This window comes from Coprococcus aceti (assembly GCF_025567285.1).
GTDB lineage: Bacteria > Bacillota > Clostridia > Lachnospirales > Lachnospiraceae > Coprococcus > Coprococcus aceti.
Genome location: NZ_JAOQJT010000003.1, coordinates 43,072 through 59,969 on the forward strand (window position 1 = coordinate 43,072; position 16,898 = coordinate 59,969).

The following is a 16,898-nucleotide window of genomic DNA, read 5'->3' on the forward strand; positions in this document are numbered from 1 at the left end:
TAGAATGAAAAGAGGATATGAGATGAATGATACTGATAAAAAAGTGAACAAGAAAAGTAATCTGAAGATATATATAATATTTGCGATAATGATCCTGGTAAGTTTGCTTGGAGGGTTTCTGGCTGGAAGGCTTGCAGCGGTGAACAAGGATACACTGGATGGAATCAACTGGGATAATATATGGAGGATAGTGGCTGATACGCTGCCTATAGCATATGGAGTGCTCATGTTGGCGGTGTTCGTGGTGTCATTTGTCATGTATGGGAAGATAAAGAGGACGATCAGTGGCTGGGACGGAGAGAACGAGGATGTGATAGTGGATATAGAGAGTCGGATCACGACTGCCTCATATCTCCCGTGTGTCATCGTGTTCGTTGGACTTGTGTTGTTTCCGGTGTGTATATACGCTGTGGACAGGACGTACAGTGATGGGCGTGGCACATTCCTGACAGTGCTGTCCGAGCTCGTATTTCTGATATCTATGGCACTGTATTGTGTGGTTGAAAAGCTTGTCATCGATGAAGAGAAGAAGCTTAACCCGGAGAAAAGCGGAAATATATTCGATATGCATTTTCGCCGTGACTGGGAGAACACATCGGACGAGGCTGAGCTTATCATGATAGCCAAATCCTCCAAGAAGGGATTTATGACTGGAATTAAGGCAGGATTTGTCATGTGGATACTTACGTTTATGAGCATGTTTGCATTTGACACAGGAGTGATGCCAATAGTGGCTGTTGGACTTGTGTTGATTGTAATGTATGTGGCTTATTGCAGAGAGTTTGTGAGACTACAGAAATAAAATAAATATATGTGATATAATGGCGGATGGCTGTATGACAATTGCAGGGCATTCGCCTTTTATTGTATGACACGGTCCTGAGATTTTTCATTGCCATACATATATATAAATGACCAGAAGGCAGAAAAATATAAAAAAATAGAGATGTAGGAATAGAGCTGTACTATTTTGGACAATAATATCTATGCGATGGGATGAATTTTAATCGAAAGGAGTATTGCTATGATATTAAAGGAAAAAGAGAAAACAGTTATCCAGGATCTTCAGACACAGGAGAAGTCCTGTGTGGAGAAATATGGAAGATATGCGGAGCAGGCGAAGGATCCTGAGCTTAAGAATCTGTTCCAGACTATACAGAAGGAAGAGCAGAAGCACTATGATTCACTTACCCAGGTGCTTGACGGACAGGTTCCACAGTGTGACTGCAATGACAGCGATGGAAAAGATTATGAGCCAAAGCAGACATACAAGATGATGGACGATTCCGAGGATAAGAAGAATGATGAGTTCCTTGCAACAGACTGTATTGGAACAGAGAAGCTTGTGTCAGGCGAGTACAATGGAGAGATATTTGCATTTGGCGAGAGCGCGGTGAGAAAGCTTCTGGCGGATATACAGATCGAGGAGCAGAATCATGCGGAGATGCTCTACAAGTATAAGGTCGCAAATGGAATGGTGTAGGGAAAAGCTTACACAAGGGAGCATAAATTGTAAGGAGGATATGTATCACATGTGGTATATATCCTCTTTTTTGTTGCAATGATTCGTTAAAGCAGCTAGTGAAAACTCTTTGTTTTGAATTGAGGTTTTATGCGGGGATGTATTCACAAAACGGATGACAAAATGTAGAATGTTATTATACATTTTGGAAAAAGATAGCTAAATTTTAATAGGATGTATATAGGCAGGGATAACATTTTCAGAGAGGAGAATGTGACGTGAAAAGAAAATTTTACAGTGTACTGTATGTAGCAATATTTGCATTGCTGATGTCCGGGTGCAGTATGTCAGAAATTGCGGATGGCAGCAGGTCCGTGGTAAAGGGATATGAGAAGGAGACTGTAGAAGATACCTCAGAATCAGAGAATACCACAGCTGCGGAGAAAAAAGATAACACCGGCAACACGTCACCTGAAAGCAGTGCGGCAGCATCTGAGAATATTGCAGATCAGCAGGCTTCGAGCATGGAGATTGCTGATATTCCCATATATTCGGGAGAGGCATATTATGAGATAAATGGCAATGTGCCTTATTTCAGTGAGGATGAGATGGTGACGGAGGCATTTGAGAATTACAGCGACCTGGACTTTCTTGGAAGATGTGGAGTTGCCTATGCCAATATCTGTAAGGAGATTATGCCAACGGAGGAGCGCGGCGAGATCGGTATGATAAAGCCTTCAGGGTGGCATACAGTTAAATACAATGATCGTATAGACGGCAATTATCTGTATAATCGCTGCCATCTGATCGGATATCAGCTTGCCGGGGAGAATGCAAATGAAAAGAATCTGATAACTGGAACCAGATATCTGAATGTCACTGGCATGCTGCCATTTGAAAATGAGGTAGCTGATTATGTGGAAAGTACTGGAAATCATGTGCTTTACAGGGTTACACCTGTATACGATGGAGACAATCTGGTTGCGTCCGGAGTGCAGATGGAGGCGGAGTCCGTGGAGGATAAAGGCGCAGGAGTAAGTTTCAATGTGTATGTGTACAATGTACAGCCAGGCGTGATAATCGACTATGCTACAGGGGACAGCGAAGCGGATCCGGATTATGTGGTGCCGGGAGAGAATGCCAGCACTAAAGTATCAGAGGAAAAAGGAGATGATGACCAGACAGCAGAAGCTGGAATGATCGGAGAAACTCAGGATACGGAGTCAGATATTGGCAGTGATACATCGGAGATCCAGAAGGAGTCTGCGGATGAGGATACATACATAGTCAACACCAACACCGGTAAGTTTCATAAGCCATCATGCAGGAGTGTGAAACAGATGAAGGAAGCGAATAAATCTGAGAGAACGACCACAAGGGACGAGCTTATATCTGAGGGATATGAACCTTGTAAGAACTGCAATCCGTAGTTGGACTTTGCTTGGGATTCTGATACACTCAGAACAAATTAGGAGAGAGCTTCATCGGATAGTGACCGCAGTTAAGAAAGATGGAGAGGTAGGTCTTGAGTATATGAAGAGTGTGGAGATAGAGAAAAGAATAAGACAAGGGAGCAGAGAAGAAGAGAGAAAAACTAATTAGACAATCACTTGATATCGTATTGTATATCAGGTGGTTGTTTTTATAAGGGTAAAACGCATATTTTATCAAAAATTTGATATGGCTGAAAAAATATCAAAACAGCACTTGACAACAGGGGGATTATATATAAAATATAACAGTGTAATATAACACTGTTATATTTGCGCGTGTCTGATGGTTGGTATGGCACTTGCATTTGGAATCTGTTTCGGTCAGAAGCGAGGCATATTAAACGGGAGAGGAGTCTTTATGACAGAAAAAGCAGAGAACACAAGACAAAATATTTTGAAAACAGCACTGAATCATTTCCTTGAGTATGGATTTGCAGGGACATCGCTCAGAAGCATTGTGAAAGATGCCGGACTTACAACAGGTGCATTCTATAAATATTATCCTACAAAGGAGGCACTTTTTGATGCGCTGATAGATCCGTATGTGGAGGAGCTATATGGGATATATGACAGCGTTCTTGAGGAGTTTCAGAGCCTGCCACCAGAGAAGCAGACTGAGAATATGGCAAGCGCATCCGGAAACGGAATGGATCAGATGGTTAATTATGTGTATGATCATTATGATAATTTCAAACTTTTACTGCGGTGCAGTGACAATGAGAAGTATGGAGATATGATACATAATCTGGTAGGCCGTGAGATGAGATCTTCAAAGCAGTATGTGGATGAGATGCACAGAGCCGGTATAAATGTGCCGGACATAAGCGACAGCCTTTGTCATATGATATATAGTGGCTTTTTTTCGGCGATATTCCAGATCATAGAACACGACATGGATCGTGAGACTGCGATAGAGAATGTCGGCAAGCTCAAGAAGTTCTACACCGGAGGCTGGGAGAGACTATGGAAGGTGCAGTTTCCGGAGTAGTCAGTAGGTATGCGGCAAGGTAAAATACCGAACCGCATAATTTTAAACTATGAGGTTAGGTGAAACTAATGCAAATAAGTGAAAACGAACAAGTTTTTGCTCAAGATATAAGGAGGAGAAAAAGTGGAAGAAAAAAAGAAATCAGCGGTGAGCTGGGTCCTCACATGGGCGGGGCAGAAGAAGTCATCCTATGTGTGGAGCGTCATTTTGGCGGTTATCAATGTAGTATTCAAGATAGTTCCGTATTTCATCATTGCGGACGTGGTCAGGATGTTCCTTGACGGGGATAAGGATCTCAGGGAATATATGGTGAAGGCTCTTATCATAGCGGGATCATTTATACTTGCAGAGCTTTGCCACAGCGTATCAACGGCATGTTCCCACAAGGCGACATTTACCGTGCTTGCAAATATCAGAAAGTCATGCTGTGACAAGCTTGCAAGGGTGCCGCTTGGATATGTGAAGGACACTCCATCGGGATCATTCAAGAACATCATGGTGGAGAGAATAGACAGCATAGAGACGACTCTGGCACATGTTGTGCCTGAGTTTACATCCAACCTGCTGGCGCCTATCATTGTCATCGTGTATTTTTTCATGGTTGACTGGAGACTGGCGTTGTTCTCATTTATCCCGATAGTCGTTGGATTTGCAACGTACATGGGCATGATGATCGATTTCCAGGAGAACTACAACAGGACAGTTGAGAAGACCAAGGCGCTGAACGACGCAGCAGTGGAGTACATAGATGGAATTGAGGTCATCAAGGCATTTGGCAAGACAGAGAGCTCATATGCCAAGTTCACAAAGGCGGCAAAGGAGAACGCAGACTCGTATATCAACTGGATGAAGAAGTGCTCATTCTTCCAAGCAGCCATGTTCGTCATCACACCGTACACACTTGCAACGGTCCTTCCGATAGGTGCGCGCTATGTGTCAAATGGTTCGCTCACCACAGCGGATTTCGTTGTGTGTATCATCCTCTCACTTGGAATAGTCGGCCCGCTGCTCACCATCGGTTCATACACCGATGACTTAGGCAAGCTGTCGACAGTCATCGGAGAGGTGACAGGAATCCTGGAGCAGCCGGAGCTTGTGAGACCTGAGCGAACAAAGGCACAGCCGAAGGACAATGGAATAAAGGTTACAGATATTACATTTGGCTATCACGACAAGGAGATACTCCACGGCGTGAGCATGGATATAAAGGCGGGAACGGTAAATGCGATAGTCGGTCCGTCGGGAAGCGGAAAGTCTACAATAGCCAAGCTGATAGCTTCACTGTGGGATGTGAACAGCGGAAGCATAGAGATCGGAGGCGTGGACATAAAGGATATCGCGCTGGCGGATTTCAACGACAGGCTTGCGTATGTGTCACAGGATAATTACCTGTTCAACGAGACAGTCAGGAACAACATAAGACAGGGAAGACCGGATGCCACGGACGCCGAGGTCGAGGAGGTAGCCAGAAAGAGTGGTTGCTACGACTTCATCATGAACCTTGAGAACGGATTTGACACCGTGGTCGGCGGTGCAGGTGGACATTTGTCGGGCGGTGAGAGACAGAGGATATCCATCGCCAGGGCGATGCTGAAGGACGCGCCGATAGTTATACTGGATGAGGCAACAGCCTACACCTATCCGGAGAATGAGGCCATACTTCAGAGCTCTATCGCCAAGCTTGTGGCGGGTAAGACGCTGATAGTCATAGCCCACAGACTTTCCACCATCAAGGATGCGGATCAGATATTTGTGGTAAATGCAGGAAATGTGGAGGCTCACGGAACACATGAGGAGCTTCTTAGCAAATGCACACTTTACAGGGATATGTGGCAGGCGCACATCTCGGTCAAGGATACGGCAGGCGATGAAAAGGAGGGCGAGTAATATGTTTGGAGTATTAAAAAAGTTCTTCCTGTTCTCAGGTAAGGAAAACAGCCGCAAGTTCAAGCGTTCAATAGTGATAAGCCTGATAGATGCACTGGCATCGGCACTGAAGATCCCGGCTATAATGTGTGTCCTCATGGGCGTTATAGAAGGAAAAGACCTTGGAAAATATATACTTGGTTCAATAGCCATCATGGCGGTATCGATCGTAGTTGGAATACTGTGCAAGATGTCGTCGACCGTGCTGCAGACAGAGGGCGGCTACACCACAGCGGCATTCAAGCGTATAGAGATGGCGGAGCACCTCAGATATGTGCCTATGGGATATTTCAATTCCAACAGCATAGGTGAGATCGCATCAGTTACGACAAATACCATGGAGAATCTGGGAGATGTGGCTACGAGAGTAGTCATGCTCACGACCCAGGGACTTCTCGAGACATCCATGATCATACTCATGATCCTGCTCTGCGACTGGAGGATCGCGCTGGTATCATTTGCAGGAGTTGCCATATTCCTTGTGATAAACACGGTGATGCAGAATGCCGGCAAGCAGGCATCTTCGGCGAAGATTGACTGTGACACTGAGCTCATAAACCAGATCATGGAGTACATACAGGGCATATCGGAGGTCAAGTCCTACAACCTCATCGGCAAGCAGACGAAGAGACTCAATGCGGCAAATGAAGCCTGCGTCAGGGCAAATGTAAAAATGGAGCTTGCCTATGTTCCATATCATTTCCTTCAGAGCGTTGTGACAAAACTCACCGGAGCTGCAATAATAGGTCTTTCGGCTTATTTCTATATAAATGGCAGCATGAGCGTTCTGTATGCTGTGGGTATGTCGATCGCGGCATTCATGCTCTACGGGGGCCTTGAGACCATGGGAACATTTTCATCACTGATACATGTGGTCAGTGTGTGCGTAGACAAGGCAAATGTAGTGCTCGGACTTGACACAATGGATATAGATGGAAAGGAACTCAATCCAGAAAATCACGATATAGAGGTTAAGAATATAGAGTTCTCTTACGACAAGAGAAAGATAATAGACGGAATCTCACTCACCATACCGGAGAAGACAACGACGGCGATCGTCGGACCATCTGGCGGTGGAAAGACAACCCTGTGCAATCTGATCGCCAGATTCTGGGATGTGGATTCGGGTGAGATAACCCTGGGCGGAACAAATGTTAAGGATTACAGCATGAACAGTCTCATGAACAACTTCTCATTTGTATTCCAGAATGTATATCTCTTTGCTGATACCATAGAGAACAACATCAAGTTCGGAAGGCCGGAGGCAACCCATGAAGAGGTTGTGGAGGCTGCAAAGAAGGCGTGCTGCCATGACTTCATCAGCAAGCTTCCTGACGGTTACAACACTGTGATCGGTGAGGGCGGTGCAACCCTCTCAGGCGGTGAGAAACAGAGAATATCCATAGCCCGCGCCATCATGAAGGATTCACCTATCATCATCCTTGACGAGGCGACTGCAAATGTCGATCCTGAGAACGAGAAGGAGCTTACTCTTGCAGTGGACGCTTTGACAAAGGAGAAGACGATCATCATGATCGCCCACAGACTCAAGACCGTAAGACATGCGGATCAGATAGTAGTGGTGGATCAGGGAAGAATAGCCCAGAAGGGAACCCACGAAGAACTCATGAAGCAGGACGGAATCTACAGAAGATTTGTGGATTCGAGAGAACTGGCAGTTAGCTGGAAGATATAAGTGAAATGTATCCTGTGAAACACAGAAGACAGGTGTCAGATAATCGACACCTGTCTTTTGCTTTGGGATATTAGTTATCAGTTCGCAGCCTACTCAAAATCGTCCTCATCATAATCGCAGTCGCAGTTACAGCCGCCATCGCTGCAGTTGCCGTTGTATGAGCCAAATGTCTGGCTCTTTCTAGGAGAGCAGAGCATTCCGAGCACAAGCCCTGTGAGGAATGTGCAGATAGCGAAAAGCACGGCCTCTCTTGTTGAGTAGTCTTTATCCTTTACGACAACAGTGAATTTGTTCCATCCGTCTTTGATAGTTTTCATTGGTTTCATTGAAATCCCTCCTGATCATATTATATTGATAAATCCTGAATCAGGGAAAATCCCCCATCTGTAATGAATTTCCCTGAACAGTTAATTACATGATACATCAACATCACACATCAGTCCACCCCTGGGCAGGAGACTTAAGAACAAAATGAGATTTGTGGAAGTCGATCAGCCCATCAGTCTTCATCCTGCCAAGTTCAGTAGACAGTCCACTGCGGTCCACGGACAGAAAGTCAGCGAGCTGCTGTCTGGAAAATGGTATATCAAATTCGTTGCTGCCATGTCTGTGCATCTCCGATGACAGGTAGGAGAGCAACTTATCCCTGGTTGTTTTCTGGCTCATGTGCTTTGATTTTTCGCCGAGCTTCAGGTTCTTGCCGGCGAGATCGCACAGGAGATTTCTTATCATCTGATTATGTCTGCCACATGTTACCGGGCAGGTGGTGAGCATTTTTTGAACATTCAGAAACAATACAGAACTTGCAGCTTCAGCATATACGTTGACGTCGAGTACGGAGCCAGGGGTACAGGCATATGATTCCGCAAACGTGTGTCCGGGCAGGATGGCAGACATGACGCTTCGACCACCCCAGTAATCCTCCTGGATGACTATCGCTTTGCCTGTAAGCAGCAATCCTATATATTCTGTTGTGTTGCCAGCCATGAGAATACACTCATTTTTTTGGTATTTTTTGATGATTGCACCCAGACAGTCCAGTACGGAGTCAACGTCATCAGCGGTGATACTGGAAAAAAGACTGGATTTCAATAATGTGTCCATGTATTTGTTCATATTACCTCTTAGTGGGGACGCTTCTTTTGTCACAAGGATTGTCCCTGAAAAGTATAACATTTTTATGTTGAAAATTCAACATACACAAATGTTCTGACTGAATATAATGACGTTAAAAGCAGGAAAAAGATTGGAGGAAATATATATGATAAGAAGAGTTATACAGATAGACGAGGACAAGTGTAATGGATGTGGAGCCTGTGCAAATGCGTGCCATGAGGGTGCTATAGGCATGGTAAACGGCAAAGCAAAGCTGCTCAGAGACGATTATTGTGATGGACTTGGCGACTGCCTGCCGTCGTGTCCTACAGGAGCCATAACATTTGTGGAGAGAGAGGCGGCTGCGTATGATGAGGCGGCAGTCGTGGCAAACAAACAGGCAAGACTCGATGCAGAAAAATCCAGAAATATGGTTGGCTCAGGAGTGATGCATGAAAAAAGTCCGGCACACTCCGGTTGCCCTGGTTCCATGGCGAGAAGCATATTCAGGAGACCGGCAGCAGCTTCAGGTGAAGCAGTACAGGCAAGCTCATATGAACAGGCAGCAGTAGAATGCGTACAGAATACAACTGATAAAACAGTCAATCAGCAGGCGGGTGACATATATAATTATGAGCGCCCGAGCCAGCTCACACAGTGGCCGGTGCAGATCAAACTTGCCCCGGTAAATGCGCCATACTTTGATGGTGCAAAGTTGCTTATAGCGGCGGACTGTACAGCCTATGCCTATGCATCGTTCCACGAGAAATTCATAAAGGGACATGTGACTCTGATCGGCTGTCCGAAACTTGACAGTGTCGATTATTCAGAGAAACTTACAGAGATTATCAGGCGAAATGACATACAAAGTGTTACAATAGTCCGTATGGAGGTTCCTTGTTGTGGAGGACTGGAGATGGCTGCGAAGAAGGCACTTCAGGACAGCGGCAAGTTTATCCCATGGCAGGTTGCAACAATATCAATAGATGGAAGAATTCTTGACTGACATTCTCTTCACAGCACCATGAAAGGTAAAGACAATGGAAGATAAAATAAGAATTACAACTGAGACAGGCAGTCGTCTGGTCGGTGCTCTGATAGGGCTGGTGAGAGCCACTGATGGGATGATGCATGTGACTGATGATACAAATAACATAATAATAGAAGGTTTGCACATGTCTGATATTGCTCTTGGCATCTCTGATGCAGACATGAAGGCGATGATCGCAAGGGTGCATGCTGATAAGCATACAATTGTCCCTGACTGCAGTGTATGCGGTGCACCATGTGGCAGGACTGCAGATTATGACTGGGAGAGCGTGTACAGAGAAGAACGGACAGAGCACGAGGAAGGCAATAGAGATGGCAATGTGGCAGAGCCTTCTGTCATATCGGACGTGCGGATAGACATACTTTCCACACTTCAGAAGATATCCCACAGAGTGATCTCCGGGGAGATCAACGCAGATGGCGAGGTGAACTTCAGTGTGTGCAGGGCAGTATTTGCACTGGGGGAGAACTGGAGTGACGGCGAGCTTGAGAGAGTAGAGCGTGAGCTTGAAGATTTGTCAACCAACAACAGTATGTAACAATGGCACACAAAAATATAATACTTGAAAATAACAAGGCTTGGCGCATCACAGATGGAATAAAAGTGGTGCGCCTGTTAAAATTAATAAGAAAATACTTCATACTACAGGTATAAAGCCATTGCAAATACAATTATTCGGGAGTACAATAATCGGACGCATCAAATTAAATGATGAAAGAGATAATAACAGGAAAAGGTAACAAAAATGGGAAGTGCTGCTACGGGCTTTGTAAAAAATAATAAAAAGGTGACATGGAAAGAATTTGCCAGAATGCTGGCTGTGCTTGCTGTGCCTATTGCGATGCAGAATCTGCTGGCGACCACCGCTAGTATGGTTGATACCATCATGATAGGAAGTGAGGGCGAGATCGCCGTTGCGGCGGTTGGCGTGTGTGCACAGATAGGATCACTTTTGTTTTCAACATATTGGGGATTTGTCAGCTGCTCCCTTCTGTTCATGTCTCAATACTGGGGTGCCAAGGATCCAGAGGGAATGAACAAGGCATTTGGTCTGGCGATCATATGTGCGGGAATATTTGGAATAGCATTTGCGGTGGTGACTGTGGCTGCACCGGGGTGGATACTTGGAATATATACAGATAAAGTAGAGATCATAGCACTTGCGAAGCCATATATGAGAATAGTTGGATGGTCTTATCCGCTTCAGGTATTTGCCGCAATAATTACAGCACTCCTTAAGTCAACGGAGAGGGTGAAGGTGCCACTGGTATGCTCGGTCATCTCACTTTTACTCAACTTTTGTATAAATTTTGTGTTGATCTATGGTAAATTTGGTGCTCCCAAGATGGGAGTTGCTGGTGCGGCTATAGGTACACTGGTGTCTGGTATCGTGAACATAGCGCTGCTCATTCTGTATCTTGCAAAGAGCAGGCATGAGATAAAGTTCAGTGCGCGAAAGGCATTTGATATTGATATGGGATTTGTGAAGTCCTATGCGTCCAAGGCATTCCCGATCGTATGCAACGAGATCCTCTATGGCGTGGGCCAGATGATAATCAACGTTGTCATGGGACATCAGAGTGATTCCGCCATAGCCGCCATGGCTGCATTCCGTGTATGTGAAGGGTTTGTATATGCATTCTTTGGTGGTCTGGCAAATGCGTCCAGCGTTGCCGTGGGAAATGAAGTTGGCGCGGGTAATCTGGACAGGGGACTTTCCTATGCCAAGAGAGCTGCACTGGTATGTCCTGCCATCACATTCACAATTGTGCTCATCACGATGCTGCTGCACAATCCGCTGTTTGGATTGTTTGGACTCGGGGCTGAGGCGATGATGTACACAAAGTATATGCTTATAATATATCTGTTCTTCGGAGCAGTCAGAACATGCTGCTATATACAGAACGAGTGCTTCCGTGCAGGCGGTGAGGCCATCGTTGGAACAGTTATGGAGATCAGTGGACTGATGTTGTTTTCGGTCCCGGCTACATGGGTAGCAGGAATGGTGCTCAAGCTGCCATTCCTCGCAGTGTTCTCATTTGTTTACACGGATGAACTTCTGAGATTTGTCATACTGACACCGTACTTGTTAAAAGGAAGGTGGATCAAACCTATGACGGGACCTGGTCGCGCGGCACTTGATGAGTTCAGGGGCAGGATGAAGCGAAATAAGCATAGAGCGCGATAATCTATGGGGACGGAGAGGTCAGGTACCTCCGTCCCCTGTTTTGAAAAAGGAGAAAATAATATGCTGCAAATAAAAAATCTCACAAAGAGATATGGAGATAAGTTGGCGGTGGACAATCTAAGCCTACATATAATGCCGGGGGAGATATATGGTTTCATCGGACACAACGGGGCAGGTAAGACAACCACTGTAAAAGCGTGTACAGGGATCCTGAATTTTGAGGAGGGAGATATCCTTATAGATGGTGTGTCCATAAAGGAAAAACCGCTGGAATGCAAGAAACAGATGGCATATATTCCTGACAATCCAGATATGTATGATTTTATGACCGGAATCGGATATTTGAATTTTATAGCAGATATATTTGACGTGCCGGAGGAAGTCAGGGACGAGCTCATAGACAAATATGCTGACGCATTTGAGATAAAAGACAACCTAGGACAGCTGATATCCGAGTATTCCCATGGTATGAAGCAGAAACTGGCAATCATATCAGCATGGATACATGAGCCGAAACTTGTCATCATGGATGAACCGTTTGTCGGACTCGATCCAAAGGCTTCCCATATACTCAAGCAGATGATGAGAAAAATGTGCGATGACGGAGGGGCGATATTCTTCTCCACACATGTATTGGAAGTCGCAGAAAAGCTGTGCGATAAAGTGGCGATCATAAAAGGCGGACGACTGGTGAAGGCGGGCATAATGGAGCAGGTGAAGGGAGACGAGTCACTTGAATCCGTGTTCCTTGATCTGGAGGGTGAGTCATGATAAGGATATTGATGAAGAAACAGCTTAAGATGCTGTTCAGTGGATTTTTCGTTGACCGGAAGACTGGAAAGTCCAGATCCAAAGGTGCTGTAGTTCTGGGTATCATCAGTTATGTGGCAGTGCTGCAGGGCTGTATGGGAGCCATGTTCGGAATGGAGGCATATTCGGTGTGTGAGCCGCTTTGTTCTGCGGGGCTTGATTGGATGTACATGGCGATGATGTCTATGATGGCGTTGACCATCGGTATATTAGGAAGTGTGTTCAATACATATGCGAGCTTGTATCAGGCAAAAGACAATGACCTGATGCTGTCACTGCCCATCCCGGTCAGGGCTATATTATTTGCAAGACTGTCAGGAGTGTACATCATGGGTGCGATGTTCGCCGTGACCGCCATGGTTCCCGGTATCATAGTATATGGAATAGTAGCCCATCCCGGTGTGTGGCCGGTCGTGTCATCTATTATAGTACTGGTTCTTCTGACATTTGTCATACTGGTGCTCTCATGTATACTTGGCTGGGTAGTGGGGAAGATAGGCAATAAGACCAGAAATAAGAGCTTTGTGACAGTTGTATTGTCACTGGCATTTATAGCCGCATATTATGCTGTATACATGAATGCAAATAAGCTGCTCTCAAAGATCCTGGCAAACAGCGGAGAATACAGTGCAAAGATAAAAGGTGCTGCATATCCGCTCTATTCAATTGGTCGTGCGGCTACAGGAGATGGATTGCAGCTGGCGTTTGTGGCAACAGGCACATTGATCATCTCTCTTGCAGTGTGGCTGGTACTTGAGAGAACATTCATCGGAATCGTGACGACAAAAGCCGGACATACAAAAAGGAAGAATATAATAAAAGCTGCAAAGGCGCAGAGCCAGGATGCAGCACTTCTTCAGAAAGAGTTCAAAAGACTGGCAGCATCTGCCGTATATATGCTCAACTGTTCCCTGGGGACATTGATAATGATCGCTATGGCAGTGGTTTGTCTTGTTAAAGGACAGTATGTAGTAGATATGATTACGAAAACTCCCGGACTACCGGATGGTGTACTTATAATTGGGGCGTGTATAGCCGTATGTGCCGCCGCGTCGATGAATGATCTGACTGCACCATCGATATCTCTGGAGGGAAAGAATCTTTGGATCGTGCGTTCGCTTCCAGTCACATCGTGGCAGATACTTAGGGCAAAACTGAGGATGCATGTGATACTTACCCTGATTCCGGCGCTGATCCTTGATATAGTGATGCTTGTTTTTGTGACACCATCACTTGTAGATGGCGTGATGATGTTACTGATACCATGTCTTTATGTGTGCCTGACTGCATACATAGGGCTTGCAGTCAATCTCAAGATGCCAAAGCTTGACTGGACGTCGGAAGCATCGGTCGTGAAGCAGAGCATGGGTGTACTTGTTGCTATTTTATCGAATTTTGTATATATTATTGTACTTGTGGTGGGATATTTGTTATTCGGAGGTTTTACCGGAGCGACAATGTATCTAGCAATAAGCACTGCATTGACGGCAGCCGCTGCAGTTTTGTTTAGGATATGGCTGAAGAGACGCGGGGTGCAGGTGTTTGAGGCACTTTAGCGGTCTGCGATGATGATCCCAGGGCTGTACTCTGCACGGGAGCTGGAGACTGCGGTTGTAAGACAGTGTAGATTATAGATAGCAGTATAAATTATAGATAGAAAGAAGTTCAAAATTAAAATATGGCACAAATCAAGAATTCAGACATGAGCAGTCAGCAGAAAGCTGAACTGGACAAAGAGAAAAGCAAAGAAGAGAAGAAAGAGGCAAAAAGAGCAAAAAGGCAGCACTACAGGGAACTGAATGAGCCGCCAAAGCTCACCGTTCTCGAGGAGGTGGGAAATGCTGTTACCCACGGAATAGGAGCAGGGCTTGCCATAGCCGGCTTTGTCCTTCTTCTCCTGAAGTCAGACACAGGACTCAAAGTGATGGCATCGTGTTTTTATGGAATATCACTGATATTGATGTTTCTCATGAGCTGTCTGTATCACTCATACAAATCCGGTCTGGTAGTCAAGCGGCTCTGGAGAAGATTTGACTATTCCTCGATATATCTGCTGATAGGCGGAACATTTGCTCCGCTGTACCTTGTGTACTGGGGAAATGTGCTTGGAATAGTGTTGTTCTGTGTGCAGTGGGCGCTCATAATAGCGGGGATCACCATCATATGTGTGTTCGGACCGGGCAGGTTCAGACCGATACACTATACGCTGTACTTCGTTATCGGATGGAGTGCTATCATGTTCATTCCGGGCTGGTTCAGAAATGACAAGCCGCTTCTGGGATGGATCGTGGGCGGTGGTATTGTCTATACGCTTGGCATGATTCCATTTGTGAAGGACACCAAGGGGGCGCACTTTATCTGGCATATCTTTGTGATGCTGGGGGCTGCGCTGCATTGGTTTGGGATGTACCTTTATGTGTATTGAGGACGGACGAAAAAATGCTCTCCAGACATAATAAGCCGTGTGCCTGTATTCTGAATCACACTAATCTTCCGTCACTTCAGCTTGCTTATATTTGCACTGCGCTCTGCGCACGATAAGGGCGTTTGTGCGCGCCGCTCCGGCAATAAGCGCTGAAGTTCAGTCGATTACGCTATCGATTCAGAATACAGGCACGCGGCTTATTATAATATCTGGAGAGCAGTTTTTCTGTTAACGATAGCAGTTTATTGCTTATATTGGATTCGATTTACGAGTAATTATATTTGCGGTTGATTGCAGCCATAAAGAATGGTATCTTTTAGTCAGATATAAACATGATGAGTAAATATTATAATACGAGGAGAAAATTCTATGGATAGAGTAGAGAAAATGTTTGGCAGAATGAAAGCTGGCAAGTTATATAAATGTGTGGACTGGGATCCAGAGGGGAAGGCGAAGGATCTGGTTGATAAGTTCAATGGTGCTCCGAGGTCTGAGACAATGACAAGAACCGGCGAGTATCTTGGAAAATTATTCGCACACATGGGAAAGGAGTGTTACATAGAGCCGCCATTTTACTGCGACTATGGAACAAATATACATGTGGGAGACTATTTCTATGCAAATACAGGGCTGATAGTTCTGGATCAGTGTGACGTCATCATTGGAGATCATGCATTTCTGGGACCAAGGGTCAATATATACTGCGCAAGTCATCCGATAGATGCGATGATCAGAAATGCCGGTGTGGAGCTTGGCAAGCCGGTCACAATAGGCGATAATGTATGGATCGGCGGCAATACGGTCATCAATCCGGGTGTGACCATAGGTTCAAATGTTGTCATAGGCTCAGGGGCGGTTGTCACAAAGGATATTCCGGATGGTGTGATAGCTGCTGGAAATCCATGTAAAGTCATAAGACCGATAACAGAAAAAGATAAGCAATATTGGCTTGAACAGGTAAAGGAATTTGAGGCAGACACAGGCGAGCAGGTCCCTGGAGAGGACATATGGTAAATTACAGATTTACTTTCAGCTATGATGGCACACGTTATCACGGCTGGGAGAGCAAGACAAATGCGGATACAGTGGAGGGGCGAATAGAGGCGGTCCTCACCAGGATGGTCGACGCAAAGGTCGACATCCATGGTGCAGGCAGGACTGATGCGGGAGTGCATGCCAGAGCCATGGTGGCGAACGGAAGGCTAGAAACAGATAAGACTCCGGAAGAGATAAAAGATTATCTGAACAGATATCTGCCTGCGGATATCTGCGCGCTTGATGTTGCTGTGGCCGGGGACAGGTTTCATGCAAGGTTGAATGCAACCGGTAAAGTCTACGAATACACGCTGTATGTAGGTGCTGAGAAACCTGTATTTGACAGAAATTATGTGTGGTGTGTGCCGCAGGGCAGTGCACTTGATGTGGATGTGATGAAAAAGGCTGCATCGTATCTTGTCGGAAAGCATGATTTCAGATCTTTTTGTGGCAACAATAAGATGAAGAAATCCACGGTCAGAACCATATACGATGTGGATATAGTCAAGGAGGGAGACTACGTCCACATGAGATTCCATGGAAATGGCTTTTTGCAGAACATGGTGAGGATACTGACCGGAACACTGGTAGATGTTGGATATGGGAATATGAGTGCGGAGCATATTCCTGAGATCATAGCCGGGATGGACAGGCAGCTGGCGGGGCCTACGGCGCCTCCACATGGACTTTGCCTGATGAAGGTGGAATATGACTGAATACAATTAAGAA

17 protein-coding genes are annotated in these 16,898 nt (G+C 45.5%); 15 read left to right on the forward strand and 2 right to left on the reverse strand.

Annotated features, from left to right (window positions below):
• Nucleotides 1-4 precede the first annotated feature (4 nt).
• The 7 genes from OCV54_RS05070 to OCV54_RS05100 all read left to right on the forward strand — a co-directional run bounded on the left by OCV54_RS05070 (nucleotide 5) and on the right by OCV54_RS05100 (nucleotide 7,565).
• Nucleotides 5-802: a DUF3169 family protein gene (locus tag OCV54_RS05070; RefSeq protein ID WP_262563262.1), complete on the forward strand. Its 798-nt coding sequence runs from the start codon at nucleotides 5-7 to the stop codon at nucleotides 800-802.
• A gap of 222 nt (nucleotides 803-1,024) precedes the next feature.
• Nucleotides 1,025-1,483, forward strand: coding sequence for a ferritin-like domain-containing protein (locus OCV54_RS05075; protein ID WP_055147620.1), 459 nt, complete (start codon nucleotides 1,025-1,027; stop codon nucleotides 1,481-1,483).
• 257 nt (nucleotides 1,484-1,740) lie between these two features.
• On the forward strand, nucleotides 1,741-2,892 hold the full coding sequence (locus OCV54_RS05080; protein WP_055222903.1) for a DNA/RNA non-specific endonuclease: 1,152 nt from the start codon (nucleotides 1,741-1,743) through the stop codon (nucleotides 2,890-2,892).
• Entirely contained in the window at nucleotides 2,864-3,064 is a 201-nt protein-coding gene (locus OCV54_RS05085) for a hypothetical protein (RefSeq protein WP_071849520.1), read from the forward strand. Before OCV54_RS05080 ends, OCV54_RS05085 begins: the two co-directional genes overlap by 29 nt.
• A 249-nt stretch (nucleotides 3,065-3,313) precedes the next feature.
• The gene (locus OCV54_RS05090; RefSeq protein ID WP_055147614.1) at nucleotides 3,314-3,943 is read left to right on the forward strand and encodes a TetR/AcrR family transcriptional regulator; all 630 of its coding nucleotides are present in this window, start codon (nucleotides 3,314-3,316) and stop codon (nucleotides 3,941-3,943) included.
• 123 nt (nucleotides 3,944-4,066) lie between these two features.
• Nucleotides 4,067-5,830, forward strand: a complete 1,764-nt coding sequence (locus OCV54_RS05095; protein WP_055222906.1) for an ABC transporter ATP-binding protein — start codon at nucleotides 4,067-4,069, stop codon at nucleotides 5,828-5,830.
• A 1-nt stretch (nucleotide 5,831) separates the two neighbouring features.
• The gene (locus tag OCV54_RS05100) at nucleotides 5,832-7,565 is read left to right on the forward strand and encodes an ABC transporter ATP-binding protein (RefSeq protein WP_055222908.1); all 1,734 of its coding nucleotides are present in this window, start codon (nucleotides 5,832-5,834) and stop codon (nucleotides 7,563-7,565) included.
• 89 nt (nucleotides 7,566-7,654) lie between these two features.
• Here OCV54_RS05100 and OCV54_RS05105 read toward each other — a convergent pair whose 3' ends face one another.
• Together OCV54_RS05105 and OCV54_RS05110 are read right to left on the reverse strand one after the other, a co-directional pair.
• The gene (locus OCV54_RS05105) at nucleotides 7,655-7,891 is read right to left on the reverse strand and encodes a hypothetical protein (RefSeq protein WP_015533578.1); all 237 of its coding nucleotides are present in this window, start codon (nucleotides 7,889-7,891) and stop codon (nucleotides 7,655-7,657) included.
• A gap of 103 nt (nucleotides 7,892-7,994) precedes the next feature.
• Nucleotides 7,995-8,681: a Crp/Fnr family transcriptional regulator gene (locus OCV54_RS05110; RefSeq protein WP_055222910.1), complete on the reverse strand. Its 687-nt coding sequence runs from the start codon at nucleotides 8,679-8,681 to the stop codon at nucleotides 7,995-7,997.
• Between the two features lie 145 nt (nucleotides 8,682-8,826).
• Here OCV54_RS05110 and OCV54_RS05115 point away from each other — a divergent pair, with 145 nt between their 5' ends.
• The 8 genes from OCV54_RS05115 (at nucleotide 8,827) to truA (ending at nucleotide 16,885) form a co-directional block, all read left to right on the forward strand.
• Nucleotides 8,827-9,666: an ATP-binding protein gene (locus OCV54_RS05115; RefSeq protein ID WP_055147605.1), complete on the forward strand. Its 840-nt coding sequence runs from the start codon at nucleotides 8,827-8,829 to the stop codon at nucleotides 9,664-9,666.
• Between the two features lie 34 nt (nucleotides 9,667-9,700).
• Nucleotides 9,701-10,249, forward strand: coding sequence for a hypothetical protein (locus OCV54_RS05120; RefSeq protein WP_015533581.1), 549 nt, complete (start codon nucleotides 9,701-9,703; stop codon nucleotides 10,247-10,249).
• A 207-nt stretch (nucleotides 10,250-10,456) separates the two neighbouring features.
• Entirely contained in the window at nucleotides 10,457-11,899 is a 1,443-nt protein-coding gene (locus OCV54_RS05125; protein ID WP_055222912.1) for an MATE family efflux transporter, read from the forward strand.
• A 60-nt stretch (nucleotides 11,900-11,959) separates the two neighbouring features.
• Entirely contained in the window at nucleotides 11,960-12,670 is a 711-nt protein-coding gene (locus OCV54_RS05130) for an ABC transporter ATP-binding protein (RefSeq protein WP_055222914.1), read from the forward strand.
• A complete protein-coding gene (locus OCV54_RS05135; RefSeq protein ID WP_055222916.1) occupies nucleotides 12,667-14,265 on the forward strand; it encodes a putative ABC transporter permease subunit in 1,599 nt (532 codons plus the stop codon). The genes OCV54_RS05130 and OCV54_RS05135 overlap by 4 nt, the downstream gene beginning before the upstream one ends.
• A gap of 122 nt (nucleotides 14,266-14,387) precedes the next feature.
• Entirely contained in the window at nucleotides 14,388-15,134 is a 747-nt protein-coding gene (gene trhA / locus OCV54_RS05140; RefSeq protein ID WP_055222918.1) for a PAQR family membrane homeostasis protein TrhA, read from the forward strand.
• A 369-nt stretch (nucleotides 15,135-15,503) separates the two neighbouring features.
• The gene (locus OCV54_RS05145; protein WP_055222920.1) at nucleotides 15,504-16,148 is read left to right on the forward strand and encodes a sugar O-acetyltransferase; all 645 of its coding nucleotides are present in this window, start codon (nucleotides 15,504-15,506) and stop codon (nucleotides 16,146-16,148) included.
• Nucleotides 16,142-16,885 (forward strand): tRNA pseudouridine(38-40) synthase TruA, encoded by a 744-nt coding sequence (gene truA, locus OCV54_RS05150; protein ID WP_055222922.1) that lies wholly within the window; start codon nucleotides 16,142-16,144, stop codon nucleotides 16,883-16,885. The genes OCV54_RS05145 and truA overlap by 7 nt, the downstream gene beginning before the upstream one ends.
• Nucleotides 16,886-16,898: the final 13 nt, after the last annotated feature.